This is a genomic window from Tolypothrix bouteillei VB521301, from assembly GCF_000760695.4.
In the GTDB taxonomy this organism is placed as follows: Bacteria; Cyanobacteriota; Cyanobacteriia; order Cyanobacteriales; family Nostocaceae; genus Scytonema; species Scytonema bouteillei_A.
The window spans coordinates 9,353,191-9,379,832 of sequence record NZ_JHEG04000001.1; the positions used below are offsets into that span (position 1 = coordinate 9,353,191).

Annotated in this window: 19 protein-coding genes; all 19 read right to left on the bottom strand. The window is 39.7% G+C overall.

Annotated features, from left to right (window positions below; all coding sequences use genetic code 11):
- Positions 1 to 718 precede the first annotated feature (718 nt).
- The 19 genes from HC643_RS38285 to arsB all read right to left on the bottom strand — a co-directional run bounded on the left by HC643_RS38285 (position 719) and on the right by arsB (position 26,262).
- Positions 719 to 2,917 (bottom strand): GumC family protein, encoded by a 2,199-nt coding sequence (locus tag HC643_RS38285; RefSeq protein WP_038086450.1) that lies wholly within the window; start codon positions 2,915 to 2,917, stop codon positions 719 to 721.
- Positions 2,918 to 2,985: 68 nt separating this feature from the next.
- Positions 2,986 to 4,179, bottom strand: a complete 1,194-nt coding sequence (locus HC643_RS38290) for a DegT/DnrJ/EryC1/StrS family aminotransferase (RefSeq protein WP_050045469.1) — start codon at positions 4,177 to 4,179, stop codon at positions 2,986 to 2,988.
- A 79-nt stretch (positions 4,180 to 4,258) separates the two neighbouring features.
- Positions 4,259 to 4,930 carry an HAD family hydrolase gene (locus HC643_RS38295; RefSeq protein ID WP_050045468.1) on the bottom strand — a complete coding sequence of 224 codons (672 nt, stop codon included), beginning with the start codon at positions 4,928 to 4,930 and terminating at the stop codon, positions 4,259 to 4,261.
- Between the two features lie 11 nt (positions 4,931 to 4,941).
- Positions 4,942 to 6,021 (bottom strand): GNAT family N-acetyltransferase, encoded by a 1,080-nt coding sequence (locus HC643_RS38300; RefSeq protein WP_038086453.1) that lies wholly within the window; start codon positions 6,019 to 6,021, stop codon positions 4,942 to 4,944.
- 57 nt (positions 6,022 to 6,078) lie between these two features.
- On the bottom strand, positions 6,079 to 7,206 hold the full coding sequence (locus HC643_RS38305) for an ATP-grasp domain-containing protein (protein ID WP_038086456.1): 1,128 nt from the start codon (positions 7,204 to 7,206) through the stop codon (positions 6,079 to 6,081).
- Positions 7,207 to 7,896, bottom strand: a complete 690-nt coding sequence (locus HC643_RS38310) for a sugar transferase (protein ID WP_050045466.1) — start codon at positions 7,894 to 7,896, stop codon at positions 7,207 to 7,209.
- Positions 7,897 to 7,921: 25 nt separating this feature from the next.
- Positions 7,922 to 9,220, bottom strand: a complete 1,299-nt coding sequence (locus HC643_RS38315) for a glycosyl hydrolase family 28-related protein (RefSeq protein WP_167844845.1) — start codon at positions 9,218 to 9,220, stop codon at positions 7,922 to 7,924.
- Positions 9,221 to 9,287: 67 nt separating this feature from the next.
- Complete coding sequence (locus tag HC643_RS38320; protein ID WP_237266045.1) at positions 9,288 to 10,532, bottom strand: glycosyltransferase family 4 protein; 1,245 nt, start codon at positions 10,530 to 10,532, stop codon at positions 9,288 to 9,290.
- A 7-nt stretch (positions 10,533 to 10,539) separates the two neighbouring features.
- Positions 10,540 to 11,550 carry an NAD-dependent epimerase gene (locus HC643_RS38325; protein WP_050045465.1) on the bottom strand — a complete coding sequence of 337 codons (1,011 nt, stop codon included), beginning with the start codon at positions 11,548 to 11,550 and terminating at the stop codon, positions 10,540 to 10,542.
- A gap of 11 nt (positions 11,551 to 11,561) precedes the next feature.
- Positions 11,562 to 12,836, bottom strand: a complete 1,275-nt coding sequence (locus HC643_RS38330; protein ID WP_038086464.1) for a nucleotide sugar dehydrogenase — start codon at positions 12,834 to 12,836, stop codon at positions 11,562 to 11,564.
- 66 nt (positions 12,837 to 12,902) lie between these two features.
- Positions 12,903 to 14,852 carry an asparagine synthase (glutamine-hydrolyzing) gene (asnB, locus tag HC643_RS38335; protein ID WP_072040721.1) on the bottom strand — a complete coding sequence of 650 codons (1,950 nt, stop codon included), beginning with the start codon at positions 14,850 to 14,852 and terminating at the stop codon, positions 12,903 to 12,905.
- A gap of 59 nt (positions 14,853 to 14,911) precedes the next feature.
- The gene (locus HC643_RS38340; protein WP_038086467.1) at positions 14,912 to 16,147 is read right to left on the bottom strand and encodes an O-antigen ligase family protein; all 1,236 of its coding nucleotides are present in this window, start codon (positions 16,145 to 16,147) and stop codon (positions 14,912 to 14,914) included.
- Positions 16,148 to 16,188: 41 nt separating this feature from the next.
- On the bottom strand, positions 16,189 to 17,037 hold the full coding sequence (locus HC643_RS38345; RefSeq protein WP_050045464.1) for a glycosyltransferase family 2 protein: 849 nt from the start codon (positions 17,035 to 17,037) through the stop codon (positions 16,189 to 16,191).
- 130 nt (positions 17,038 to 17,167) lie between these two features.
- Positions 17,168 to 18,421 (bottom strand): glycosyltransferase family 1 protein, encoded by a 1,254-nt coding sequence (locus HC643_RS38350; RefSeq protein WP_082051641.1) that lies wholly within the window; start codon positions 18,419 to 18,421, stop codon positions 17,168 to 17,170.
- Positions 18,393 to 19,688, bottom strand: coding sequence for an oligosaccharide flippase family protein (locus HC643_RS38355; RefSeq protein ID WP_038086559.1), 1,296 nt, complete (start codon positions 19,686 to 19,688; stop codon positions 18,393 to 18,395). Before HC643_RS38355 ends, HC643_RS38350 begins: the two co-directional genes overlap by 29 nt.
- Before the next feature lie 79 nt (positions 19,689 to 19,767).
- On the bottom strand, positions 19,768 to 21,813 hold the full coding sequence (locus tag HC643_RS38360) for a polysaccharide biosynthesis protein (RefSeq protein ID WP_038086470.1): 2,046 nt from the start codon (positions 21,811 to 21,813) through the stop codon (positions 19,768 to 19,770).
- Positions 21,814 to 21,909: 96 nt separating this feature from the next.
- Positions 21,910 to 23,934, bottom strand: coding sequence for a polysaccharide biosynthesis protein (locus HC643_RS38365; protein ID WP_038086473.1), 2,025 nt, complete (start codon positions 23,932 to 23,934; stop codon positions 21,910 to 21,912).
- A gap of 727 nt (positions 23,935 to 24,661) precedes the next feature.
- Complete coding sequence (arsC, locus tag HC643_RS38370) at positions 24,662 to 25,057, bottom strand: arsenate reductase, glutathione/glutaredoxin type (protein WP_202048694.1); 396 nt, start codon at positions 25,055 to 25,057, stop codon at positions 24,662 to 24,664.
- A gap of 44 nt (positions 25,058 to 25,101) precedes the next feature.
- Positions 25,102 to 26,262 (bottom strand): ACR3 family arsenite efflux transporter, encoded by a 1,161-nt coding sequence (gene arsB, locus HC643_RS38375; RefSeq protein ID WP_038086478.1) that lies wholly within the window; start codon positions 26,260 to 26,262, stop codon positions 25,102 to 25,104.
- Between the last annotated feature and the right edge of the window lie 380 nt (positions 26,263 to 26,642).

The following is a 26,642-nucleotide window of genomic DNA, read 5'->3' on the forward strand; positions in this document are numbered from 1 at the left end:
TGTTATATACGTTAAGAGTTTGTAACAATTTTTTGAATTAGACACCGACAACCACAATCATCATTGAAGCTGAGCTTCAGTCTTCATAAAATGCCAAAAAACCTTGTTGAATTCAGCAAACTCCAGCCTAAGTTCTGACATCCTTTGGCTGCGTTCTTTATACACACAACTCTCACGCATAGATTGCAGTTTAGTATAGAAAGTCTTCAGCTGCAACTTGACATCTAATATAGAGGTATAAAGATTTGATGAATTCAAAAATTCTAGAAAGTATGAATAACCGTAGATATAACTATTATTTGATGTAAAGAATTTATACTTTACTAGAATTAAAATTCTTTAAGTAAGAACAAGCGACTTAACTATTATCAATCAACGTTCTCAGACTTACCTTAGAATTCACATATATAGTTAAATTACTGAAAAGCAAGTATCATATTATCGAAAATCTTCTTTAGATAGAAGAAGAAAAAAATGTAATAGTTCTATAAAGATAAAATTACATTATATTAAGTCCCAAGCCCTAACTTTCTGAAGGGTACGGTTGACCGTTTAGGGCTCATATTCAGTTTAGACGCACACTTATAGTACCCTTTTAGTTGCAAATAATACACAGTTTGCTTAAAATATTACGGAAATAACTTGCAGCAATGTGTAGTATGCTTTCGGTACCAGCATACTACACTTTATATTGTATCGGCTAATTTTTTGCAAGTTTCTAAATACGTAAATTCATTGAACCAAGAATCCCCCGATTTGAAGTCACTGGAGTGTCAGAAGTGTAGCCTTCAGTGTAGTAGTAGTTATAGCGTTTATTGTTAGAACTGACTCCATTGACTGCATAACCCAGAACTTTCTGACCGGATTTTTCCAAAAGCTCTTTAGCAAAAATAGTACTTGCAGAATCAACAACCCCCGGTCGAACAACAAACAATACACCATCAGCCATGTGACCTAAAATAGCCGCATCAGCAGCAACATTTAATGCTGGAGCATCAACGATCACAAAGTCGTAAGTAGCAGCAAAACTTTCAATTAACCGAGCCATTCGTTTGGAGTCAAGGAGAGATGCTGGAGAAGGAGGTACAACACCAGCCGTGAGGACATCTAAATTATCCCAAACTCTTTTGATAGCTGTCCCGCTGTCAACTTGTCCGACAATCGTATTGCTTAAACCCTCAGTATTACATAGTTCCCAAATTTGATGCTGAACTGGACGGTGCAGATCTGCATCTATCAGCAAAACTTTGCTCTCCATTTGAGCCATTGCAGTTGCTAAATTCGCAGCTACTGTTGATTTCCCTTCTCTAGGCACAGCGCTTGTAACAACTATCACTCTTACTTCCTTGTCAGCGCTAATAAATCTCAAGTTAGCCCTTAGCATTCGGTAAGCTTCACTCACTGCAGAACGTGGGGTATTTTTAACAACAAGTTGATAGAGGGAAGATTCAGAGTGGCGATCGCTGTAATTTAATGTTTTGAGCTTATCAAAGGAGGGGATAATTCCTAATAAAGTCTCTCCCAATAATTCTTGGACTTCACCTACAGTCTTAATGGATTTATCTTGTGCTTCTAAAATGTATAGACTTGCCAAAGCTGCTAAATTAGCAATTAAACCTGCACTTAAGTATAAAAGCATAGGAGAAGAAGTCGGATCTTCTGGGACTTGAGCAGCAGATATAATGCGGGCGTTGCCTATGTTCTGATTCTCGGCAATGCGAATTTCTTGGAGCTTTTGTAATAAGAGGGAATAGGTAGATTGGGCGGCTTGTAGTTGACGTTCTAACTCCCGTTGTTGTTGCTCTAATCTCGGCAATACCTCTAACCTCTTTCTATAGTTAGACTGTAAATTGGTTAAAGCCAAGACTTGATTGGTTAAACCCAAACGAGTGGAATCTAATTCTATGAGTCTAGCCGTAAGGGTTTGTTGCAATTCTCCAAGTTGCAGGTTGTGATTCAATTGTGGTTGCGGAGTCCCTGCAACATTTTGAACCCGGCTGTTTAATATTTCTCTAAAAGCTGCTAAATTACTTTTTAAATGAATGATTGTGGGGTGAATATCTTGCAAAGTACTTCTTTTAGCAGCAAGTTCAGTTTCTAGCCGCTGGATTTCTTTAAGTACATCTTGCACGCCAGGAGACTGACTGACAGAAGTCTCAATGACTGCTTGTTGGGAGTTCACCTTCAATTGGTTGCGGATAGCTTGAGACTGAGCAGTGAGATCGGCAATTCTAGATTGAGAGTCCCCAATTTGCTTTTGTAAATCAGCCATCCTTGCTACTGCACTAGTCGCTTCCTCTGATAAAGCAACAATCTGGTTGTTTTCTTTGAACTTGCGTAATTCAGCTTCTGCACGCTGCACAACTAATTCGGCTTTTGGTAAATGTCTCTCGATGAATTTGCGAGCAGATGCGACTTCCATTCTATGGAAAAAGATGTTTTGGTCTAAATAGACTTGCATTAAAGTATTAACAACATCTGCAGATGTTTTAGGATTGGTGTCCTTATATGTTATTTGTAGAACATCGCTTCCTTTAATTTCTTTAATCGCCAATCGGTTAATAAAATCCTTCGATTTGAGGGGGTTGTCTTCGCTGTCTTTGAGGTTAAGGAGGTTAATAGTTTTTTGCACAACAGGGACAGAACTGATAATTTCTGCTTCTGTATGGAGAAGATTACTTCGATCGCCTGTTAATGGTTCTAACTTACCTATGTCAGTTCCTACTCCCGTTAGAGAAGAAATCGTGTTATTTTGTAATGACAGTTTTCCTTCCGCTTCATAAGAAGATTTTTTCAGAGATAATGCGAACACTGATATCAAGAAAACCGACACTAAGATTCCTAAAGCAGGGAATCCACGGTGCTTGAGTACTTGCCAGTATTTATCAAGATTTACAACAGTTACTTGTGTTTCCATAACAAATTTTAAATCTATGTTTATTGTTTCATTATTGATAGAGCGATACAATTTATATTGTCATTTGTTCATAGTTTTTTACCAATGAGCAATGACTTATGACCCACGATTGAAGAAGTGCGATCGCTGCTTTTGTTATGGTGGGTTATAGAAATGGCATCGATCGCTCGTTCTAAGTCTTGGTTTGTGAGATTAGAGCCAGAAGGTAAGCAAAGACCCCGTGTGAATAAGTCTTCAGCGACTGCACCTCCAATACATTCACAGCCTGCAAATACTGGCTGTAGGTGTAACGGCTTCCATACAGGACGAGTTTCAATTTGCTGTTCGGCTAGCGCTACACGGATTTGCTCTCGATCTGCACCAAACAGCTTGGGATTGATTGTTAAACAAGTCAGCCACCGAGTCGCAAATCCAAAACTAGCTTCTGGCATAAACTCTAGTCCTGGTAAATTTCTTAAAGCCCGGTGGTACACCTCAAAATTGCGTCGTCTAGCTGCAACTCGCTCGCTCAAAACACGTAACTGAGCGCGACCGATACCAGCCAAAACATTGCTAAGGCGATAGTTGTAACCAATTTCTGAGTGTTGGTAATGAGGAGCCGGATCGCGTGCTTGTGCTGCTAAAAAACGGGCTTTGTTCGTCAGTTTTTCGTCATGAGAAACTAACATCCCGCCTCCAGACGTCGTAATGATTTTATTCCCGTTAAAGGAGTAAATACCAATACGCCCGAAGGTACCAGGCGTTCGCCCTTTATAAGTAGCGCCTAACGTTTCAGCCGCATCTTCAATTAAAGGAATCTCATATTCATTGCAAATTTTCAAAATGGGATCGATATCAGCACTTTGACCGTACAAATGCACCAGTACAACAGCTTTGGGCAATTTGCCTTCTCTGGCGCGACGAGCCAGGGATTCACAAAGCAACTCGGGATTCATGTTCCATGAAGTGCGATCGCTGTCAACAAATACAGGTTTTGCTCCTAAATAAACAATTGGGTTAGCAGTTGCAGTAAATGTGAGCGTAGAACAAAAAACTTCATCCCCATACTTAACGCCAACTAATTGCAAAGCTAAATGAATAGCTGCTGTACCGGAAATGAGCGCTGCTGCATGATGAGCGCCAGTCACTTGACAAAATTCTTGCTCAAAAGCATCTACATGGGGACCAATAGGGGCGATCCAGTTAGTGTCAAAGGCTTCTTTAACAAATTCCAGTTCGCGATCGCTCATGTGGGGTGTTGAGAGGAGAATTGGTTTATTCATGGTTTTGTTTGCCTTCTCTGAGCTAACGCAAGATGAGTGCTTTTACTGTCAGCAAGTAATCGATTGATTCACCGGGGTTTTAACAAAGGTCTTTCAATTCATACAAAGACCTAATTTTGAAGTGAGCATCATGATTTTCTTCTGCCATTACATTTCTATACTCACCGTCTTTACGGCAAATACGTAATGTGAGCCAGCCGAGGGTTTTTGCAGCTACAAAATCTTTATAAGGATGATCTCCAACATACATATACTCAACTCCTTCACATCCTGTAAACTCCATCATTTTTTTGTAAGGGACTGGGCTGGGCTTCCAATTTTTATGTCCGTAGACATCACAGTAGACAATTTCATCGAAATTAGATTCAATTCCCAATGCTTTCACTTTGTTCTGCTGAGTTTTTAGAAAACCATTGGTAATGAGACCAAGCTGTTTCTCAGATTTGAAGTAATCCATTGCCCACTGTGCATCTTCATGCAGACAAATTGTCGGTTTGTGTTCCCGATAAACTCGGACAAGCTCTTGAATCAGCGAAGGTTCATACTTAATCTCTAAAACCTCGAAAGTTATATCGAAAATCTTGCCTCGTATCCCCTCCTGAAACAATTTCCAAGCAACATCAAAGAAATCAAAAATTCCATATTTAGATTGTACCCACTCACTAACCGCCTGAAATCCACTCAATACAAATTCATGTTCGGGAAAAAGAGTATCATCCAAGTCGAATACTAACACTTTAGTATTATTCATAACCCATATTTTTAGACTGAGAGTGAACGATAGACAGGAAAAAAGTTTGTTGTCAGGAGTTGGTTTACCTGTGTATTCAACAGTTTTGCTTGCAAATCGACGAGATACATATATGTTTCTTCATCTGTAATTAAGCGAATGAGAGGAAAATTGTACCTTTGTCGAGAAAACCCTACCTTAAAATGATGAAGACTGTCTTGTGCTCCTCCAACTCCACCACCAAGATGAAAAACTTTATTACCTCGTTCTTTTGCCCAGTATCGAACATAGTTAAACATTAGAGTACTGGGAGAAAATTTCAAAAACTCACTTCTTGTTCCCCCAAGGTGATACTGAACAATACCGCAGCGTTCAGTAAACAAACCTGCACAAACAACTTGGCGATCGCGTTCAACAATACACAGATGAAGACTCTGTTTTAAAGCTTCTACAAAATGCCAAAAGTATTCACGACTAAAATAGTAAGATTGTGATGCTCCAACACGAGTCATCGTTTCTGTGTAAATATCTAGAAAATCATGAAGATACCGATCCAAAGGAGCAATTCTCGCTACAAAACCATTTCGTTTGCATTTGTTAATTTTAGTACGGTGCTCTGGTCTGGTTTGATGCCAAATTTCAGCTTCCGTCAAATTTAAATCAATTGCAATAGTTTCCGAATGAATTTTACAAGTTGGTGATGGATAAATTCGCTCGAAATGGTCGTTTAATATTGGATGCAGGCGTAAGAAAGCCGAACAAATTCTCCGATGCTTGAATGTTTGTGCAAGCTGAGCCATGACTAAAGAGATAAACTCTGGGTTCTCTAATCCTGCGTCATTCAATAAAATGCCGGGATAGCCATAAGGTGACAAAACATCAAAAATATCCGATGCCTTTAAATCTTCAGAAAAGACATCATCACATCGACGTAACAAATAAGGCAAAAAGAAAATTTTGTCATCATCTTGAATGAAAATTGCCTCTGCAACAGCCTTCATTCTTTTAGCTTCTAAAGCCACATATTCGGGTAAATGATAAAAATCGTGGCGTAGATTTTGCAGCGTATCTGACCATAAAGGATTGGATACATCAATAATTTGTATATTCATAGTGTTGTTCATAATTAGTGGTTCATGGTTGGGCTGAATTTTCTTTTTTCCCACTTATTAAAACTGGCTCAAAATTTCACCTCGATACTGGTATTCTCCTTCCCGAGCAGCATGCTTAACTTCCATCGGAAAATACATTTCCTCCCAAAACCGCAAGCAGATCCCTTCTTTGACCTCAGGGGGAGATATTTCTTCTCCTAAAATAAAGTGACGAATTGTGAGTTCGGGTTCGTTCAATCCAAAATAAGCTCGCACGCAAGTTGCACTACTAAATCTTGGATTGATTTCAAAAACCTTAAAACCAGTCGAAGTTAGGCGCATTTGAACATTAACTGCACCAATTAAACCCATAGCTTTAGCAGCCTTAATTGCAAGATCGCACGCATCAGTGTTCTTATCGCTTTCCATGCGATAGCTGAGCCCCCCTGAAAGACTGCGCTTGAGTGCTAGTGCTCCACCCGGTTTCCCATCAGTTTGGATAAAAACTCCAATGGTGTATTCTTTGTCATCCGGTAACAACTGCTCTTGTACAACAGGGTCACAGATGTAGTGGCTAAAAAACTCAAGCTCTGCGTCTGTATGGACGAGCACTAAGCCCCTTCCTCCTGAACTTCGTTGTGGTTTCATAATGTAGGGGAATGCATGGTTGTGGCAAAAATCTTTTAACTGCGCCCGCTCTGTAGGAAGCACCGTATCGGGTACGGGTACACCAAAGACTGCAAGCACCTTAGCTGTTAACCATTTATCTAGAGCCTTGAGAGTCGCATCCGGGGCGAGGGGTAAAATTGTCCCTGTACGTTCCTCAAATTCAGCTTTGCGTTCAGCCAGCATGGGTAATTCCCCTTCCCATCCAGAAAACAAGATATCTGCTCCTTCTCTCTGGCTAATTTTTACTAAGGCATTAAAGTATGCATCTGGGTTCTGGCGAGCAGAGGGTATTAAGTGTGCTCGCTCCACGCGAAACAGTCCCTGAGCAAGTGGCTCAGAGTCAACTCCAATAATCCTTAACGGTAAATTAGAAGCCCGCAAAGATTTAATAATGCCAACTCCAACAGGTGCTCCTACTCCTGTTACAACCACGGTCACTGGCTTCATCTTAAGATAACTCCTTACATAGAAATACACAATTTCATGAATCAGTTCGCACTGCTGTTGCAAATCACTTAACTCATCTCGCTCTGTCAATCAATCCAGACCCATAGGATCGACTGAGAATAATTGCTTTGTTTCCTTAATAGCTGCAATTTGTTGCTTTGATACTTCAGAACATTCTGACGATCCTACGTTTTCTTGCTTGAGAACTTTTAAGAACGTCATTACTAAGATTTTCAAATCTAACCAAAGCGAATGATGATCGACATACCAGACGTCTAAATTACATTTATCCAGCCACGAGAGCTTGTTACGACCGTTTACCTGAGCCCAACCCGTAATTCCTGGTTTAACGGCATGGCGGCGAGCTTGTTGTGGTGTGTAATAATTTAAGTACTCTACAAGGAGAGGACGGGGACCCACAAAGCTCATATCGCCTTTGAGGACATTCACAAGTTGAGGAAGTTCATCTAAGCTAGTGTGTCTGAGAAATTTACCTAGAAGCGTCAATCGCTGTTCGTCAGGTAATAAGTTGCCATTGCGATCTTTCTCATTCGTCATGGTGCGAAATTTATAGAAAGTAAAAATACAACCATCTTTACCTGGGCGGGGTTGGCAAAAGAAAATAGGACGCCCCATATCTTTATAGATGGCGATCGCAATTATTAGCATCACGGGAAAGAAAATGATTAAGACAATTGCCGCTACAACTCTATCTAATAGAGATTTGATAAATCTGTTGTATTTCTTGAAATGAACACCCTGTAAATATTGAGTAAACACAAAGACCTCCTGAGATTTTACTGAATTATTCTCTAACAATCGGAGTTTTGAAATCTTTAGCGATATGCCCTCCAGTTACCCTCAAGTTATTGTTTGTAAAGGGAAAATCTTTTCGGACATGAATCGCATAAGTTGTATCGGTGGATTTCATGTTTTTATCTACCTTAAACAAACAGTTTTTGAAAACTATTAGTTGGTTGCGTTGAATTCCTTGGCTGGAATGTTGCCACCAAATATCAGCAGCACTAAAAAAACTGTACGGTTTGTCAGTTTCTTTTCTGGTTACATAAAATTCACAGTTTTCAAAGGTCACATTATGAGGAAACAAAATCCTGTTTGTATAACCATCTGCTGCTCCTACTTTAAATTTAGAATTTGTAAATTTCATTGTTGAATTTAAACTGTAAAGCACAAATGGGGCATCATTAGAAACAATATTGTCACCTATCACTGTCGATGCATCTGCAACTCCAATATCAAACTTTCCATCCATCAAATTCAGATTCTGAAATTTAACATCTACTTTCAAAGTATTTCCATAACCCCGTCCATCAACTTCTACATCAATTCCAGCAGGATCGACCTCTCCTCTTGTTGTGAAATTCTCAACTTCAACAAAGGAATTTCCGCCTGTTAATACAAAACCCCCACGGAACACATCAACAGCTTCACATTTGTTAACTTTGACAGTTACATTAGTGTAGACAGAAATAGCATCAGCAACACCATTCTTGAAAACACAGTCTTCAATCAAAGCTTTTAATTTTCCAGGAAATTTGGGGTTCGCTGTCAAAAATATTAAATGTGCTTGTTCTAACTCATAATTTTTGTAAGATCCTTGATTCTGGCTATTTCCATCAAAAGTAAAGCCTTTGATAATTAATAGTTTAGAATCTTGCCGACCTGCATATTCAGCTCTAAAAGTTCTTGTCCATTTTCCCTGATTTTTAGGTCGTTTAATAGTTGCTCCATATCCCTTATAGGTGATATTGTCCTTGAGCTTAACAGAAGTCACAAGATAGACACCAGGAGGAAAGACAAGGGTTCCTCCTCCTCGGGCATAGACAGTATCTACTGCGGTTTGTATCGCCTTTGTATCATCAGTAATTCCATTACCTCTAGCACCAAATTTTTTGACAGAAAAAGTATTTTTGCGCTCGATTTTGATGCTAGATGGCTGAATCTTAAATTGTAAATTTTGTGGTGATGAAACTCCCACTTCATTTAAGGAATTGCATTGAATTAATCCTATACTCAGAAAGCAGAATGCAATCAAAAATTTTATTTTTGGAGGATTGTCTTTATCTAATTTTTTTGACATCATACTTTTCACTCTCTTCCTGTTGGAAGAACTCAATCATCTATTCATCGATATTTTGTACAACGAAGCCCTATGTTCTCAGAATTGCCTCTTGAAGATGTAATACAGACTCAGGAGTGGATAGTCCTTTAGCTTGTAAAATTTGCAAATACTCCTGATGTAGGGCGTTCCAGATAGCTTCTTGACGGAAATCCTGTAAAACACGCTTGCGCCCTGAAACCCCATGCTGACAGCGTAATTCTAAGTTGAGCAAATACCTGCGAATTGCTGTTGCTAACGCTCTGACATCACGGGGTGGTACTAATATCCCTGTGACTCCATCTTGTACTGCATCTGTACAACCAGGGACACACGTAGCTACTACTGGTAGTTCCATTGCTGCTGCTTCCAAAGCAACATTCGGAAATCCCTCACGGTAAGTTGGCAAGGTTAATATGTCCATTGCTGCATAAAGTGGTGGTGTATCGTCAACCATTCCTGTCATGTGGACACGGCGATCGCTTGTGAGTGATTCTTGTATATCTGTAGCTACTGAATCTTGAGGTTCAAAACACCCGACAACAAGTAAATGCAGGTTGGAAAACTCTTGCTGTAAGATCTGCCATGCCTTTGTTAACTCTTCTATACCTTTATCCCGGACAATACGACCTACAAATCCAACAACAACAGCATCGTCTGGGATACCGTACTTTGTCCGCGTCTGCTGACGGGTATATAGATCTAAATTAGCAGGGTTAAATCTATGAGATGCATCAACACCATTACTGCTACCTCCCAAAAGGACTTTAATTTTCTCTGGAGGGCAAAGACCTTCTTTGATAGCTACTTCACGAACTGAGTGGCTAACACAAAGAACTTGGTGAGCAAATAAGCAGGAAAGCTTTTCACTCCACGTTAACAGCAGGCGTTTGTAACCTGTTGCAGTCATCATAGGTAACCCACGGATATGATAAATACGAACAGGAATTCCTGCAAGTCTTGCACTAATCATGCCCAGAAGTCCTCCTTTAGGTGTGTGAGCATGAACAATTTCGGGGCGGACAGACTGCAAATACTGCCAGATTTGAAATATGGCATAAATGTCTTGTAGCGGAGTAATGCGTCGCTGCATGGGTACTCCGTAAACGGGAATTTGTTGGCGATAGCCAAATTGGATTAACAATTTTCCAGGCGAAGATAAGGCATGAACTTCATATCCTTGTGCCTTCATGTAGTCTATCTGTCCTTTAAAAAAGTTAAATGTTTCTGGGACAGTCGTGATGTGAAATAGCTTAGTTGTTTCTGGCATTGCTGTTTGATTTCTAGTAAACTGCATAAGTGTTTTAAGATTGGTAATAAGAGACATACCATTTAACAAAACGTTCTATTCCTACCTCAATGGAGGTATTGGGTTTAAAACCTATATCTTGAACTAAATCATCGACATCTGCATAGGTAGTTGGAACATCACCTAGTTGTAATGGCAGCAGTTTTTTTTCTGCTTTTCTACCCAAACAATTTTCCAAGGCTTCAATAAAAGCCATTAACTTAACGGGATGATTGTTACCAATGTTATAAATTTTGTAAGGAGCATAACTCGTACTGGGATCTGGTGCATTCCCTATCCATGAGGGATTTGGTTCGGGAATTTTATCTAGAACTCGAATAACTCCCTCTACAATATCATCAATATATGTGAAATCTCGCTTCATTTTGCCATAGTTAAAAACCTCAATTGCCTGCCCTTCTAAAATTGCTTTTGTAAATAGAAATAGCGCCATGTCTGGGCGTCCCCAAGGACCATAAACTGTAAAGAAACGCAACCCAGTTGTTGGCAAACCATACAAACTGCTGTAAGTATGTGCCATGAGTTCGTTAGCTTTCTTAGTAGCAGCATATAAACTTATTGGGTGGTCTACGTTGTCACGAACAGAAAATGGAATTTTCGTATTTGCACCATAAACGGAGCTTGAAGAAGCAAAAACTAAATGTTGAACGTTAGTCTGATGACAACCTTCTAAAATATTGATAAACCCAATGAGGTTGCTATCTGCATAAATATGGGGGTTTGTTAAGGAATAGCGCACCCCAGCTTGTGCGGCTAAATTGACGACTTTATCAAAGTTGTATTTAGCAAACAGCTTGGCTATTCCTTCACGGTCTGCTATATCCATTTGATAAAACTTAAAGGTGGATTTATCTTGCAGTTGGACTAATCTATCTTTTTTAAGGTTGACATCGTAGTAATCATTGAGATTGTCTAGCCCAATGACTTCATCTCCTCTATCTAATAAGCGTTGGCTCAAGTGAAAACCTATAAAACCAGCAGCACCCGTAACTAATATTTTTGTCATAGATTTGGCTCTTATAAACTCCAGTAATTTATGTAAGACGGTACAATCGCGGGATCGAAAACAGATTTTACATCCATCAAAACTCCCCCAGGGCGAAGACGAGAAAACAACTCTTCAAGAGGTATATCCAGGTAGGCTTTGTGGTTGACAGCAAGTACCATTGCATCTAAATTGCTAATTGCATTCCAATCAGTGATTTCAAGATTGTATTCATGCTGGGCTTGTGCTTTATCGGCTAAGGGATCGTGTACCAGAGGTTCTATCCCAAATTGTTGCAACTCTGTAATGATGTCTGGTACCCGGCTGTTACGAAGGTCTCGTACATTTTCTTTAAATGTCAGTCCCAAAATTCCTACCCTTGCGGTTTTAATATTGACATTGGCTTGTACTAAGAGTTTGACCAGGCGTTCTCCTAAATATTTACCCATGCTATCGTTGATCCGTCGCCCAGCTAGAATGACTTGGGGGTAATATCCTACCTGTTGTGCTTTTGCAGTTAAATAGTATGGATCGACTCCAATGCAGTGACCACCCACAAGACCGGGTGTGAAGCCTAAAAAATTCCACTTGGTTCGAGCCGCTGCTAAAACATCACAGGTGCGGATACTTAAGCGATCGCAAATAAGTGCGAGCTCGTTCATTAATGCAACATTAAGGTCGCGCTGAGTATTTTCAAGAACTTTAGCTGCTTCAGCAACTTTAATAGAAGGAGCTCGATAGACACCAGCATCAACAATTGTTGCGTAAACACGAGCAACTTTTTCTAAGGTTTCCGAATCTTCTCCTGCAACAACTTTAACGATTTTTTCTAAAGTATGTGTTTTATCACCAGGATTAATCCGTTCTGGTGAATAACCTAACTTAAAATCCACTCCCTGTCGCAGATCGGATACCCGTGCTAGTACTGGTCCACATATCTCCTCTGTAACGCCTGGATAGACTGTTGATTCGTACACTACTATATCTCCAGGTTTTAAAACTTTACCCACAGTCTCAGACGCTTTCACGATTGGAGTTAAATCTGGAAAACAGTTGCTATCTATTGGAGTCGGTACAGCAATGATAAAAAAGTTGCTGTCTAACAAATCAACAGTTTCAGAAGTTATTTTCAAGGTAGTATTGTTTAATTCTTCAACAGATACCTCGCCCGTGGTATCAATTCCTTGCTTTAAGGCTGCAACTTTTTTGCTGTCAATGTCAAAACCAACTGTGTTGGGAAATTTTTTGGCAATTGCTAATGCCACAGGTAACCCAACATAACCCAACCCGATAACTGTAATATTCATTATATTGTCTCAATCCTTCCTAATGGGTTAACTAAAAATTTTTGCAACTTTTCTAATTACGTTTTTTCATACCGACTGATTTAACCAAGCTTGAAACATCAATACTGTCCACAGATGGTGTTGCCAGTTACGGTTACCTGTCAAATGCTCCATCCACTTGTGGCGAATCAGGGAGGGATGAAAGAATCCTTGTTCGCGCAAACGATTTTCATCAAGTAATTCTTCTGCCCAGTCGCGTAAGGGACCGCGCAACCATATATCAATGGGCATAGAAAAGCCCATTTTGGGTCGCTCAATCAATTCTTGAGGCACGTACTTATACAAAATTTGACGCAATAACCATTTTCCCTGACCGTTACGGATTTTCATTGATAGCGGTAAGCGCCATGCAAATTCGACAACACGGCGATCTAACAGTGGTATACGACTTTCCAGACTTACACCCATGCTCGCACGATCGACTTTCACCAGGATATCATCTGGTAAGTAAGTGATTGTATCTAAGAACATCATGCGTTGAGTGTAGTCCGATAACTCTGCCCAAGACTGGCGATTGCTCAAAGTTGTCACGGGTTCGTAACTATTGATAACTAGCGCCAAAGGATCTTGCCATTGCGAAACCAAATCGGCATACATCGCGTCTGGATCGGGAACTGCCAAAATTCTGGCTAGTTTGTGTATGTACTCACCTGCATTGGAGTATTTGAGCTTGTTTGGTAAAAGGAAACTAAAATTTGTAAAAACATCATTCCAATTTTTGGGTGAGAAGCTTGTTAAACCATTTGCAGCCATCCGACGCAGGGTTTTGGGCATCCAGCCTATTGTTTGCCAAATGCTACGACCCCAAAAATAGCGGTTGTATCCCCCAAAAATTTCATCGCCACCATCACCGGAAAGACTGACAGTGACATGCTGTCTGCTTAATTGGGCAACTAAAAAAGTAGGAATTTGGGAGGAGTCGGAAAAGGGTTCATCATACAGAGTTGGTATTCGAGGAATAACATCAAGAGCATCTTGTGGAGTCAGGTAAAGTTCTGTGTGGTTTGTGCCTAAGTGCTTTGCTACTGCTTTGGCATACTCCGCTTCATTGTATGTCTTTTCATAAAAACCAATAGTGAATGTTTTGACTGGTTGAGTACTTTGAGCCTGCATTAAGGCTACGACTGTAGAGGAATCAATTCCGCCTGAAAGGAAAGCACCTAAAGGAACATCAGCAATCATCTGGGATCGAACGGCTTCCAACAAAAGCGTTTCCATTTGTGCGATCGCTTCTTGCTCTGAGCCTGTGAAGGGTTCAGCAACACCCACTTGTGCAACTTCTTTAACAGACCAATACGGTACTGGTTTGGGATTAGTATCTCGACCATTCCATGTCAGGATGCATCCAGGGGATAATTTATAGATGTTTTGGTAAATGGAATAGGGTGTAGGAACGTAGCTGTACCGCAGAAACAACGCCAAAGCATCACGGTTGATTTCGGGATGAAAATCAGGATATGCTTTCAGGGCTTTGAGTTCGGAAGCAAAGAGAAAAGTATTGTTAATCCAACCATAGTATAGTGGTTTTTCACCCAGGCGATCGCGACCCAAATGCAACAGTTGCTCTTGACGATCCCATAAGGCGAATGCAAACATTCCATGAAAGCGAGCGATCGCCCCATCTATTCCCCATTGGCTGAAGCTTGCTAACATGATTTCGGTATCAGAATGACCCCGAAAACAGTGACCTAACTTTTCCAGAGTATGCCTTAATTCTAAAAAGTTATAAATTTCACCATTAAATACAATGACGTAGCGACCATCTGCAGACACCATGGGCTGATGTCCTTCTGAAGATATGTCAATAATAGCAAGCCGCCGATGTCCCAGAGCAAAACCATTTTTAGGATCTACCCATGTACCGTGGCTATCTGGTCCTCGGTGATAGAGAGCATGGGACATATTTTTCACTATAGCTTCTATCTCTTCTTCAGACATTTGCCTAGCAGTATTAAAAATACCTACAATTCCACACATATAACACTCTTCTCAATTTTTATGTAATTTTTTTATGACGCAAAACTTTCTCGTTCTTCTTAAAAGTGGGGATTAAAACCCTTTACTAAGATGGGTTGGAAAGACTTTGATGGCTTTTGACTTAAAGTCATTATGACTTGTAAATAAAACCAGAAAATAGGATGTCGCAATACATAGTGAAATGTACTAAATCCAGCTAACGAAATCACAGCAACGAACAAGAAAATGTATTTTTGCTGCCATGCATTCCAAGCTATCCATGCTAGAAGGCTTACATAAGCTATGAGTCCCATGATTCCGGTACTTGCTCCCCAATCTATAAAAGTATTATGAGCCTCAAAGTCCAAAAATGGACCAGTTTCACCTGAATGAGCACCAGGTCCAAGACCAAACAAAGGGGAGTGTGAGATGGCAGTAATTCCATGTTTCCATAGTGTCATGCGTGCGCTTCCTTGACTATCTTTATCATAGACATTTGTTGATAGTGAAGAAATTGTTTGATGTATAATACTTATGGCTCCCATTGATATCATTATGAAAAATATTCCTAGAATTTTTTGATATATTCTTTTGATGTCGGCTTTTATTTTTTTAGTAAAAAAATTAATCAAAAAATTTATAATAATTAAATAAAACAAGGTTCCGAATCCTGCTACCCATGAGACTAACATGGCATCAGAGTCTGTCGCCTTACCTAAGATTAAACAAACAATCAGTAACAAAACGTACCATGCTTTTAAAATTGTATTTTTAGAAATACTTAAAATATGTAAAATCAAGAAAGGAATCGCACTTAATAATAAAGCTAACTGATTTGGATTTTCAGCCCAACCTGTAAATCGCACACCACCATACCAAGAGTCGAGGAATGGAGTGACAGAAGGAAAACAAAAGATTATAAATAAAAACACTAATGTGAAGGAAAGAAAATAAAAAATAATTTTTTTGGTTTCGTGATAAAAGGTTTCTGATAGTGAAAAACCAATTGATGTAATAGCTATAAAGAGAAACGCCAAACAGTCATGGTCGATCTTAGAGGCTTTTAATCCCATAGCATCAGCTATTAACAAACCTAAATTTAGAAAACTAAACGTCAACAGCCAAAACCAAAAGTTGACTTTCACAAGAGACGTCATAAAGTGATATTGACAAATTATTATTCTCTTTAATAAAAAGAGGAGCCAAATCAATATCATGACTTCACCAATCCCAAGGGGAAAACTTGCCATCCTAACCTGAGTGGCATTTGTCAATGCGATGGCAATTGCAATCCAGATACTTTCGAGTGTGTTCATGTCAATACTATTCTTCTATAATGTAACATCAATTTAAACGCTTAACTATCGCAAACCTCATTTATCAAACTCCTGGACAAAGAGTCATGCAAATTTTGTGCCGAACAAATCAACACGCGCCTGTAATACTTTGCTAAAGCCCATAAAGAAATAATCTGCCACTCTAGATATGTAATTCTTCTAGAGGTCAATAAAGTTTGATAAATTTTTTGTTCGCCTGCTTTTCCATTGGAAAGGTATTTTGTCTGCCCTCCCGCACCATAGAAAGCCTTAAAGTAATAAGATACAGGAAAACTGAGAATGCAAGCCCGACCGCCTGCTAGTATGATATCCAACCATAATAAATAATCTTGAGAGTAAATAAAAGCAGGGTTGAAACGCTGCGGAATAGCCCGCTTTATCATTACACAAGAAGTACTAAAACGATTGGAGAATAGAATTTTTTGTCTCCCTATACGATTGATTTTGATGCTAGATGGTATGGGTTCATAATTTAATTGAGCTTTTGTGTTATGCACAACAGCACGATGTCCAGATAAGACAATTTCAGGATTGTCAAGCATCCAAGAAAATTGAATAGCAATCTTATCTGGATGCCATGCATCATCAGCATCAAGGAAAGCAATGTATTTATGGGATGCTGCATTCCAACCTGTATTGCGAGCAACAGCAGCACCAGAGTTCTCTTTTAATGCAATAATCTTAATCCAGTCTTTACCATAATCCCGTTGTAACTGCCACAAAACCTGTAGAGTCTCATCGCCGCTTCCATCATCAACAAGGATAACCTCAGCCGGAAGAAGAGTTTGCTTAGCGACAGAATCAACTGCTCTATAAATTGTTTTAGAACAACGGTAACATGGAATAATTGTGCTGACAGAAGCCGTCATAAGTTCCTCTTAAATCAATATCAAAGTATTCAAGATTGAGAGAGTTGACGTTTTTTCGAGCCCTTTACACTAAAATTAAGTGTTAATAAAGATATATAAAATGAACTTTCAAAGAAATCATTAACACTATCTACATAAGTTCTGGAATAAACACTCTTGTATTTGCATAGGATGACTTATTTTTAGCAACCTCAGTTTGATAAATCTTCTCCAATTGCATCACTGAAGTTTCAATATTGAAAGGGCTAGCTGCTACAAGTTTTAAAGTTTCAGTTTGAGCAACGTTAGATATTTGATTGTGGCAAGCTAAAACCTCATTTACCCAATCTGAAACTGGTTGTGACAGAGATAGCCGCTTCAAAAGTGGCTTGACCACATCTGCTTCTTCTGGAACCACATTAGAAAAGATACAGGGTAGTCCGGCTGCTTGGGCTTCGATTAATACCAAACCCAATCCTTCACACAAGGAGGGAAAGAGAAATATATTCATAGCACCCCTCATCAGTCTGGGAACATCAGACCGACTTCCAGTAAATATCACACGGTTGGCAATACCAAGATCGCAGGCTTGCTGTTTGATTTTTGGTAGGATAATACCTTCACCTACGAGCAAGAGGTATGCCTGCGGTACGCGTCTGACAGTCTCTGCAAAAATTTTTAGGAGAAACTGGTGGTTCTTTTGTGGGTCGAAACGTCCGACATGACCGACGACAAAAGCATCCGATGGTAAGTTGAATTCAGCACGAACCCGAACGGCATCAATAGATTTCTGGAATGGAGTCAGATCGATACCACAATAAAGAAGTCGCCATCGGGGATCTGTTTTCCAGTTAGCACCAAATAAATCTGCGTTTGCAAGTGGACTGCATCCTAAACCAATAGTAGCACAACGGGCAATCAAAAATTTCATGAAAGTTAAATAGCAATGGCGAGACCAGTGTTTGTTTGCTTTTAGTGCCGAGCTATTAGAATGGCTGTGAGCAATGCGTATTGGTGTGCCTGCTTGCCGTGCTAAGTACAAAACAAAACCACTGAAGTGAGAAAGATGACTGTGGACAATATCATAAGGACCATATTCACGCAAAATCCGATGAAACTTGAGAGCATACAACCTTGGTTGTGAGGGATCGGAGCAGGGAATAATTTGACTACCCAGAGAGAGAATTTCTTCATCGTAAGCAGAAGCTTCGGTGCTATGCATCAGAAAATCCATTTGAAATCGCTCGCGGTCAATATGGCGCAAGACCTGCATTAACCAGTTTTCAATACCACCTCGATTCATTGCACCAACGACATGGAGAATACGAATATTTTTTTCTATCGGTTTGACTAACTTAGACTTTGGTTTTGATGTATCAATGTTTTTGGAGTTTGTGTAATGCATAAATAATGACCCCCGAACTAATAATCACTTTGACAACCCCTGACAGCAAAAGCGCGATCGCTGCTCCTAAAAGTCCCATCGTTGGGATTAACCAGAAACAAACTATAGCTGAGATAGCTGTGACTACAACAAATATAGGTATTTGAATACGAAGATACCGAGCTGCTGTCATTCCATAACCGAGAAACGAGGACATATAGTTGATGGCTGTAACTAACATCAGCCAAACAAACAAATCTGCATACTTGGCATATTCAGATTGATAGAGAAGGGAAAGAACTTGCTTACCTGCAACCAAAGCGACTAGGACACCCGCTCCACCTAACAAAACACTTATTAAGAGCAGCTTGAACATAAGAGACCGAAAAGCTGCGCTATCTTCAGCAACATAATATTTAGCCAATAGTGGATTAGCTGACTCTCCCAGCGCATTGACCACTATGCCTCCTGCGACCATAAGGTAGGCCACAGCGGCAAAAAAGCCAAGTTCCCTCTCTCCCAAGTACCGCTCAATAAAATAGCGAGGAATATTGCTGTTTAGCGAAATCAGCATCATCACAATACCGAGAGGTAAGGAGAGAGCTATGAGTTGCCGTTGGGTTTCCAAATGCCACCGGGGTTTGATTACCACAAACAAATCACGAATTCCAGATATCTCACTTTGCAGTGTTTTTGGTAAGCCCTTAAGCATCAATGCGCCACTCTGGATATCGTAGCTGACTAGGACTATCGCCCAGGCTACAGCCAAACCGATTGTTCCCCATAAAGCATTACCAGTTATGTAAACCCCAAGGCTGAGGAAGCACAGCGATAACAGTCCTTTGATCGTCATTGATATCGCAATGCGATCCATACGTTCGTGTTGCTGAATTAGCCCGTAAAATATGTCACTGATAGACTCGAAAGCTTTTGCCAAACCTATCAACAAAATAATGAGTGATGTCTCCCAACGATATCCTGCTGTAAAAGTGACTCCCACAATCAAGAAAAGTGCTAATCCTGTAAAGATGAGCCTCAAAGCCAGGTAGTCTCCAAAGAGATACTGGCGTTTAGCATCCGTCGCCTGTATGATTCGCAGTTGGAGATTTGTAAACATGATGACAGGTGCGGTAATTGCCAATCCCAAAGTGAACTGTCCCAGCATTTCTGGGCTACCAAGTTTCGCAAGCACCACTAGCATCCCCCACTGACAAGCTGCATAGATCGCATTACCAATGAAAGTCCAAGAAAAGTTGTGACGTAATGAGAGTGGCTTAATTTGTTCCATGACTGTATCACCTCCTAACTTTAGCAAACTCTTTGAGTGAGTTTGAACGGCTCTTCACAAGTTCTTATATTTCTCCTCATTACGCACTTCTTGTTTGCACTTTTTCCAGCCTATTCACAGCTAGCTGTGACTTAAAAGCAATACTTTTTACCATATTTTCTGCTCCTTTATTTTGTAAATATTCGTCTTTGTATCCCGGTACTACCTGCTCTAGTAAAAACAAAATATTATTCACATCATTTTTGTCTGCTGCTTTAAACAAACTTTCTACCATGAGTTCTAAAGTATCTGGAATCATCCGACTGGCATTTTTTACCAACAGCAGTTTTTCATGTTCGGTTAATTTGTATTCCTCTCCCGGAATCAACAACTCCTCAAATAGCTTTTCTCCCGGTCGCAACCCAGTAAATACAATATCAATGTCTTTGTTGACTTCATATCCAGAAAGACGAATCAGTTCTTTTGCTAAGTCAACAATTTTCACAGGTTCACCCATATTCAGCATTAACACTTCACCGCTATGAGCAATGACTGTAGCTTGCAGCACGAGTTGAACGGCTTCGGGGATGGTCATAAAATAACGACGGATCTCGGGATGAGTAACAGTGACTGGACCCCCTGCGGCAATTTGTTTTTTAAAAGTAGGAACCACACTACCTCGACTGCCTAAAACATTACCAAAACGGACAGCGACATAAGGCTTTCCACTCTCTTTAGCAGCTTTTAGCACCAACATTTCTGCAACTCTTTTACTTGCTCCCATGATATTGGTGGGATTCACAGCCTTGTCTGTGGAAATCATCACAAAATTTTTCACATCATATTGCTGTGCTAAGTCCAGTAAATTTTTCGTTCCCAGTACATTGTTAGTAATTGCTTCTGATGGATTTAATTCCATTAAAGGAACGTGTTTGTGAGCCGCAGCATGAAAAATGACGTCTGGTTGGTATTTCTCAAAAGCATATTTGAGTCTTTTATAAGAGCGGATATCACTAATGAACTCAAAGACACGAGGTATATATTTTTGGACTTTACCATCATTTTTTATGACTTGCACGAGTTGTTGCAATTCTTGTTGAATGTTAAACACAGAATTTTCTCCGTGTCCCAAAAGTATCATTTCTGCTGGGGAACACTGGAAAATTTGACGGCAAAGTTCGCTACCAATTGACCCACCTGCGCCTGCAATCAGGACTTTTTTTCCTTTTAAAAAGCTGGAAACTCTTGCAATCTCCGTTTGTATGGGTTCGCGTCTGAGTAAATCCTCAATTCTGACATCTCGAATACTATCTAACCTGACGCGACCATTGAGAATTTCATGTATGCCTGGTAAAGTGTTTGTTTGAATTCCAGTCACTTTGCAAATATTGACTATTTCCCGAATCACATGTCCTGCAACTGTCGGCATTGCAATAATAACTTTATGGATGTGTAGAGATTTCACAACCTCAGGAATTTGGTTGCGATCGCCAACTACAGGTATCCCACGAATACGGGTATGTAATTTTTGAGGATCGTCGTCAATAAAAGCCACTGGATAAAAACCCAGTTGGGGATTTCTTTGCATTTCTTGTACTAGAGAAAGCCCTGCATTACCAGCACCAACAACCAATACTCTCTCTTGTGAGTTAGATAATGCATATCTCTGGTGTGTTCTTTCCACAACCCTCAGACTGAAACGCAGTGCTCCTATGAAAATACATGAAAGCAAACCATCGATATATGGCAGTGATTGTGGTAGTTTGTCTGCAGGAACATAAGGTATATCTTGAATAAGATTAAATAACAAAGTTTCAATCACTACTGTAGCCGACACTAGCATAACTATATATGTCAGTTCCTCAATACTGGCATACCGCCAGTAATGTCTGTAAAAACCAAAGCTCCAAAATACACAAACTTTGATGATTAAAAACAGTATTGTATCTTTTACGAGTTCCGGTATATATTGTGCTATGACGAGATGACCATCCAAACGCAAGAACAGCGCTAGCAATGGTGTTATTAAAAAAATTATCACATCAAAAATCAAAAAATGGCAGTTTCTCAGCTTCAGTAATTGGCACAACAATTTGTCAGTCAGCTTTTGCATGAACTGCTGAGATATTTTTAAAAAGGAATTCATCTTTTGTAAAAAATAATTTATCACTTATTTCAACCAAGCTGTAAAAGTTATGTTTTGAACGAGAAAAAAGAGTGACAGGAATTTACTTTATGAAAACTAAGCTCCCGTTAATTTGAGAACTAAATCGTTTACACTTTGCGCTGTTGGTACAGGACTGGAGTTAAAATCACTTGTGGCTCCATAATTCGACAAGAATTCTGGTGTGTATCCTGCTACTAATTGTTTCAGGAAAAACTTGATAGCAGAGGCATCATTTTCTTCTGCTGCTTTACACAACGCTTCTACAGTAACAGTCAAGTTCTCAGGAATAATGCAACTGGCATTTTTGACAACAAATAATTTTTCATGTTGAGTTGGTTCGTACTCTTCTCCAGGAATAAACAGTTCCTCAAGTAATTTTTCTCCCGGTCTCAATCCCGTAAATACAATTTCAATATCTTTGTTGACCTCATATCCTGACAAGCGAATTAATTCCTTTGCTAAATCCACAATTTTTACAGGTTCACCCATATTCATCATTAACACTTCTCCACTATGGCCAAGTACCCCAGCTTGCAAAACAAGTTGAACAGCCTCTGGAATGGTCATAAAGTAACGACGGATTTCAGGATGGGTAACAGTGATTGGACCACCTACTGCAATTTGTTTCTTAAATGTAGGAACAACACTACCACGGCTACCCAAAACATTACCAAAACGTACAGTAACATAAGATTTGCCACTTTCTTTTGCAGTTTGCAGCACCAGCATTTCAGCAACCCTCTTACTGGCTCCCATAATATTGGTGGGATTCACTGCTTTATCTGTTGAAACCATGACGAAATGTTCAACGTTGTATTCCAGTGCTAGGTCTAGTAAATTTTTCGTTCCCAGTACATTATTAGTGATCGCTTCAGGTGAATTTAATTCCATAAGTGGAACGTGCTTGTGAGCAGCTGCATGGAAAATCACATTAGGTTGCAATTGCTCAAAAGCCTGTTTCAACCTTTCCCAACAGCGGATATCAACGATATAAGTGATAAGACAAGGGATTTCTCCCTGTTCTACACCATTTTTCTTTAGAAGTTGGATAAATTGTTCAAGTTCTTGTTGGATATTGAAGACGGAATTTTCACCATGTCCTATAAGTATCATCTGAGCAGGCATCGTTCTAAAGATTTGACGGCATAATTCGCTACCAATTGACCCGCCTGCACCTGTTATTAGTACTTTTTTACCTTTCAAAAATTGAGAAACTTGGAGAATATCTGTCTCAATAGGTTCGCGTCTGAGCAAATCCTCAATTCTTACATCCCGAATGCTATCTACTCGCACGCGACCATTGAGAATTTCATGTATCCCTGGCAAAGTGCTGGCTTGGATTCCTGCAGCTTTGCAAATATCCACAATTTCACGAATCATTTGTCCTGTAGCAGTTGGCATAGCAACGATCGCTTTATGGATATTCAGAGATTTCACAATACTGGGAATTTGGTAGTGATTTCCTACAACAGGAATACCGCGAATGCGTGCGTGTAGTTTCTGGGGGTGATCGTCGATAAAAGCTATGGGATAAAAACCCAGTTGGGGATTTCTTTGCATTTCTTGTACTAGAGAAACCCCTGCACTACCTGCACCAACAATCAACACCCTCTGTTGCGGGCTAAATGTATGTTCTAGTTGAACCCTTTTCAAAACTCTGATACTAAAACGCAGCGAGCCGATCGAGATGTATGAAAGCAAACCATCTATAAATGGTAACGAACGTGGCAGAGTGTTGGTATCAAAACTAAATATATGGTGAATGCTATAAAAGACTATAGTTTGAACAATGATGACCAATACCATCAACATGGAAAGAAACGAGAGTTCTTCAATGCTTGCATAGCGCCAGTAGCGTCTGTAAACACCAAACATCCAGAAGAGGCTCAGTTTAACTGTTAAAAATAGTATGGAGATCCTGATTAAATCCAATAGATATGGTTTGATAACAAGATTGCCATCAAAACGCAGCAATAGTGCTAGTAAAGGAGTGATGGAGAAAATAACAAGATCGCAAATGAATAAATGACGGTTTCTCAGATTGAGCAAGCTTCTTAGTAAAGAATTTAATGATTTTTGACCGAGCCATTGAGAAGTCATAAATATGAATGAGTTTTGTTGAGGAGAAAAAAAGCAGATAAAAACTGGCAGACATAATTTTTCAACCCCTGGTTTTTTAATTAATCCGGGGCTGCAAAATGCTGTAACTTACAATTCCTTGTTTGTGTGTCCAAAGATTGTTTAGATTTAAGGACTAGAATGTCTTTAATTTCTAAAGTACGGGCAAAATTTGGGACACTTGTGAGGAAAATCTTAAAAAAATCTTAAGGCAGTTGTCAAGGAAGGACAAACGATCGTACAAACAGTACTGCGAGCCTTAAAAGTTCCGCAAAATTGATTACATATATTGGCTTAATTGTTAAATTAATAGACTATTTAGGGTGGGGGAATACACTTCCTCCACCCTAATCCTCATTCAATCTCCCACTCGCTCCCTATTTATGATGCGATCGCAACTGGAGTTCCAACAATTGCGAGACACAGGAACAGAACTAGCAAGAGAACACAGATTTTGACTAGTATATAGATAATGCTATTGGAATATGGAGTTGTGTGCATGATGTCGTACCTCCATTTTTAACATCCGTGACCGCTCTAAAATTGGGTTAAAGGCGGAAAACTCTTTTTAACTCTCTTTATAAAGCAAAAACTTGAGGAACTTGTGAGGGAGCACTTGGATATTATGACTTGGAAATATCACCGGAGTCCCTTTTGGGGAGGAACTCCGGTTGAGACTTAGGGAAAGTTGCTGCAACGGTTGAGTTATTTAACTTAAGGACGCGATTAACTTCACAACTCTTTCCTTGACTTCATCACGAACTCGACGGAAGGTTTCTATATCTTGACCTTCTGGATCGTCAAGTTGCCAATCTTCAAACACGTCTCTTAAGACCCATTGTTCGGGTAAATTAACTCCACAACCACAAAGGGAAATCACCGCATTATAATCAAGAGGATTGAAATCGCTTAAAGATTTAGAAGTCTGATTGCTAATGTCAATACCAATTTCAGACATAACTTGAGCCGTAATCGGGTCTACCTCACTTGCTGCAAGTCCCGAACTGTTTACAGCAATTTTTCCAAATCCTAAAGTGCGAGCAAATCCCTCTGCCATTTGGGAACGACGGGAATTCTTCTTGCAAACAAACATAATACGTTTCATAATCAACAATAAGCTTCTAACTGAGGTTGAACTCCGGTCACTGGTTACTGCTCGCTGGTCAATGTGAAACAGCGGGGGTCGCGTAAAGTTGCTTTTTCTGGGTCTCTTGGGAACCATGCTGCTGTACGTTTGCAAAGCTCAACTAACATTAACATCACTGGTACTTCAATCAAAACACCAACGACTGTAGCCAAGGCTGCACCAGAATTTAAACCAAATAACATCACAGCTGTTGCAATGGCAACTTCAAAATGATTGCTAGCTCCTATCAAGGCTGCTGGTGCAGCATCTTCATAAAAAAGATTGAGCTTTAACGCTGCTACATAACTTATCAAGAAAATGAAATTAGTTTGAATAAAGAGCGGTACGGCTATTAACAAGATATGCGAAGGATTGTTGACGATGAGTTCTCCTTTAAAAGCAAATAGCAGTACCAACGTAATTAGCAAGGCAGTAATAGAAATAGGCGTGAGGTACTTCAAAAATCGTCGTTCAAACCACTCTCTCCCTTTATGCTTCAAAATCCAGTAACGGCTGTACATTCCAGCAACTAACGGTAATCCTACATAAATAAGCACTGATAAAAATATTGTTTGCCACGGTACTGTCAAATCATTTGCTGCTAACAACCATCTACCTAAAGGTGCATACAAAAACAGCATTGCTAAGGAATTCACTGCTACCATGACCAAAGTATGCCCCTGGTTGCCATAGGAAAGATACCCCCACATTAATACCATTGCCGTACAAGGAGCTATCCCTAGTAAAATTGTACCCGCAATATAGGAATTAAAAAGTGCAACGTCTGTACCGCGAATGACTTCAGTTCCAACGATTAAAGGACGGAACAACCACCCTAAAAAAAACTGTGCGAAGGCTACCATTGTGAAGGGTTTGATTAACCAGTTCACTACCAAGGTGAGAATAACCGGTTTGGGAGCACGAATGGCATTCGCTGCTTGTGAAAAGTCAATCTTCACCATGATGGGATACATCATGAAGAACAAGCAAACAGCAATTGGGATGGACACTTGGTAAATGCTCATGCTATCTAGAGCCACTGCTACTCCAGGAAATAATCTTCCCAGTGTGATTCCTGCAATAATGCATAAAAAGATCCAAAGAGTCAGGTATTTTTCAAAAAAACTGAGATTGCTCCCTGCTTTGACTTGAGTTGTCTGAACTCGTGGATTGTGTGTACCCATCAAAATTTCCTTTTATTGTTTTATCAGTGTCCATGGTCTGGGTCAAAATGGGTTGAAAGGCATTGCTAAGATAGCAATCCTATTTGAGTCCGAACAAGGGGGACAAGGAAGAGGTGTTTGTCATTCATTTAGGGCTGCTATATCTGTAAAGCAAAAGCCAACTTCACTGACCTTTTCATGGCTCATTTTTTGAAATTGAGTATACTTCTATCATTTCAAAAAAAATTGATTTGTCAACAAAGCTATTGTATCCGTTTACAGAAATTAATAAAGACAATTTTGATTGTGTTCCCCTAAGGTTTCACATGACTCACACACGCAAAGTTCATTATCTCGAGACAGTTCAAATATACTAGTACATGAAGGCAGAAGTACGATAG

Bases quoted from the DNA above. Each gene is read 5' to 3' on its own strand.
- HC643_RS38345 (WP_050045464.1), bottom strand. From the start codon at position 17,037: ATGACGGCTTCTGTCAGCACAATTATTCCATGTTACCGTTGTTCTAAA.
- HC643_RS38315 (WP_167844845.1), bottom strand. From the start codon at position 9,220: ATGATGTCAAAAAAATTAGATAAAGACAATCCTCCAAAAATAAAATTT.
- HC643_RS38300 (WP_038086453.1), bottom strand. From the start codon at position 6,021: ATGAATATACAAATTATTGATGTATCCAATCCTTTATGGTCAGATACG.
- HC643_RS38320 (WP_237266045.1), bottom strand. From the start codon at position 10,532: ATGCAGTTTACTAGAAATCAAACAGCAATGCCAGAAACAACTAAGCTA.
- HC643_RS38340 (WP_038086467.1), bottom strand. From the start codon at position 16,147: ATGAACACACTCGAAAGTATCTGGATTGCAATTGCCATCGCATTGACA.
- HC643_RS38350 (WP_082051641.1), bottom strand. From the start codon at position 18,421: ATGCATTACACAAACTCCAAAAACATTGATACATCAAAACCAAAGTCT.
- HC643_RS38295 (WP_050045468.1), bottom strand. From the start codon at position 4,930: ATGAATAATACTAAAGTGTTAGTATTCGACTTGGATGATACTCTTTTT.
- HC643_RS38330 (WP_038086464.1), bottom strand. From the start codon at position 12,836: ATGAATATTACAGTTATCGGGTTGGGTTATGTTGGGTTACCTGTGGCA.
- HC643_RS38365 (WP_038086473.1), bottom strand. From the start codon at position 23,934: ATGACTTCTCAATGGCTCGGTCAAAAATCATTAAATTCTTTACTAAGA.
- HC643_RS38285 (WP_038086450.1), bottom strand. From the start codon at position 2,917: ATGGAAACACAAGTAACTGTTGTAAATCTTGATAAATACTGGCAAGTA.
- asnB (WP_072040721.1), bottom strand. From the start codon at position 14,852: ATGTGTGGAATTGTAGGTATTTTTAATACTGCTAGGCAAATGTCTGAA.
- HC643_RS38290 (WP_050045469.1), bottom strand. From the start codon at position 4,179: ATGAATAAACCAATTCTCCTCTCAACACCCCACATGAGCGATCGCGAA.
- HC643_RS38355 (WP_038086559.1), bottom strand. From the start codon at position 19,688: ATGGAACAAATTAAGCCACTCTCATTACGTCACAACTTTTCTTGGACT.
- arsC (WP_202048694.1), bottom strand. From the start codon at position 25,057: ATGAAACGTATTATGTTTGTTTGCAAGAAGAATTCCCGTCGTTCCCAA.
- HC643_RS38325 (WP_050045465.1), bottom strand. From the start codon at position 11,550: ATGACAAAAATATTAGTTACGGGTGCTGCTGGTTTTATAGGTTTTCAC.
- arsB (WP_038086478.1), bottom strand. From the start codon at position 26,262: ATGGGTACACACAATCCACGAGTTCAGACAACTCAAGTCAAAGCAGGG.
- HC643_RS38360 (WP_038086470.1), bottom strand. From the start codon at position 21,813: ATGAATTCCTTTTTAAAAATATCTCAGCAGTTCATGCAAAAGCTGACT.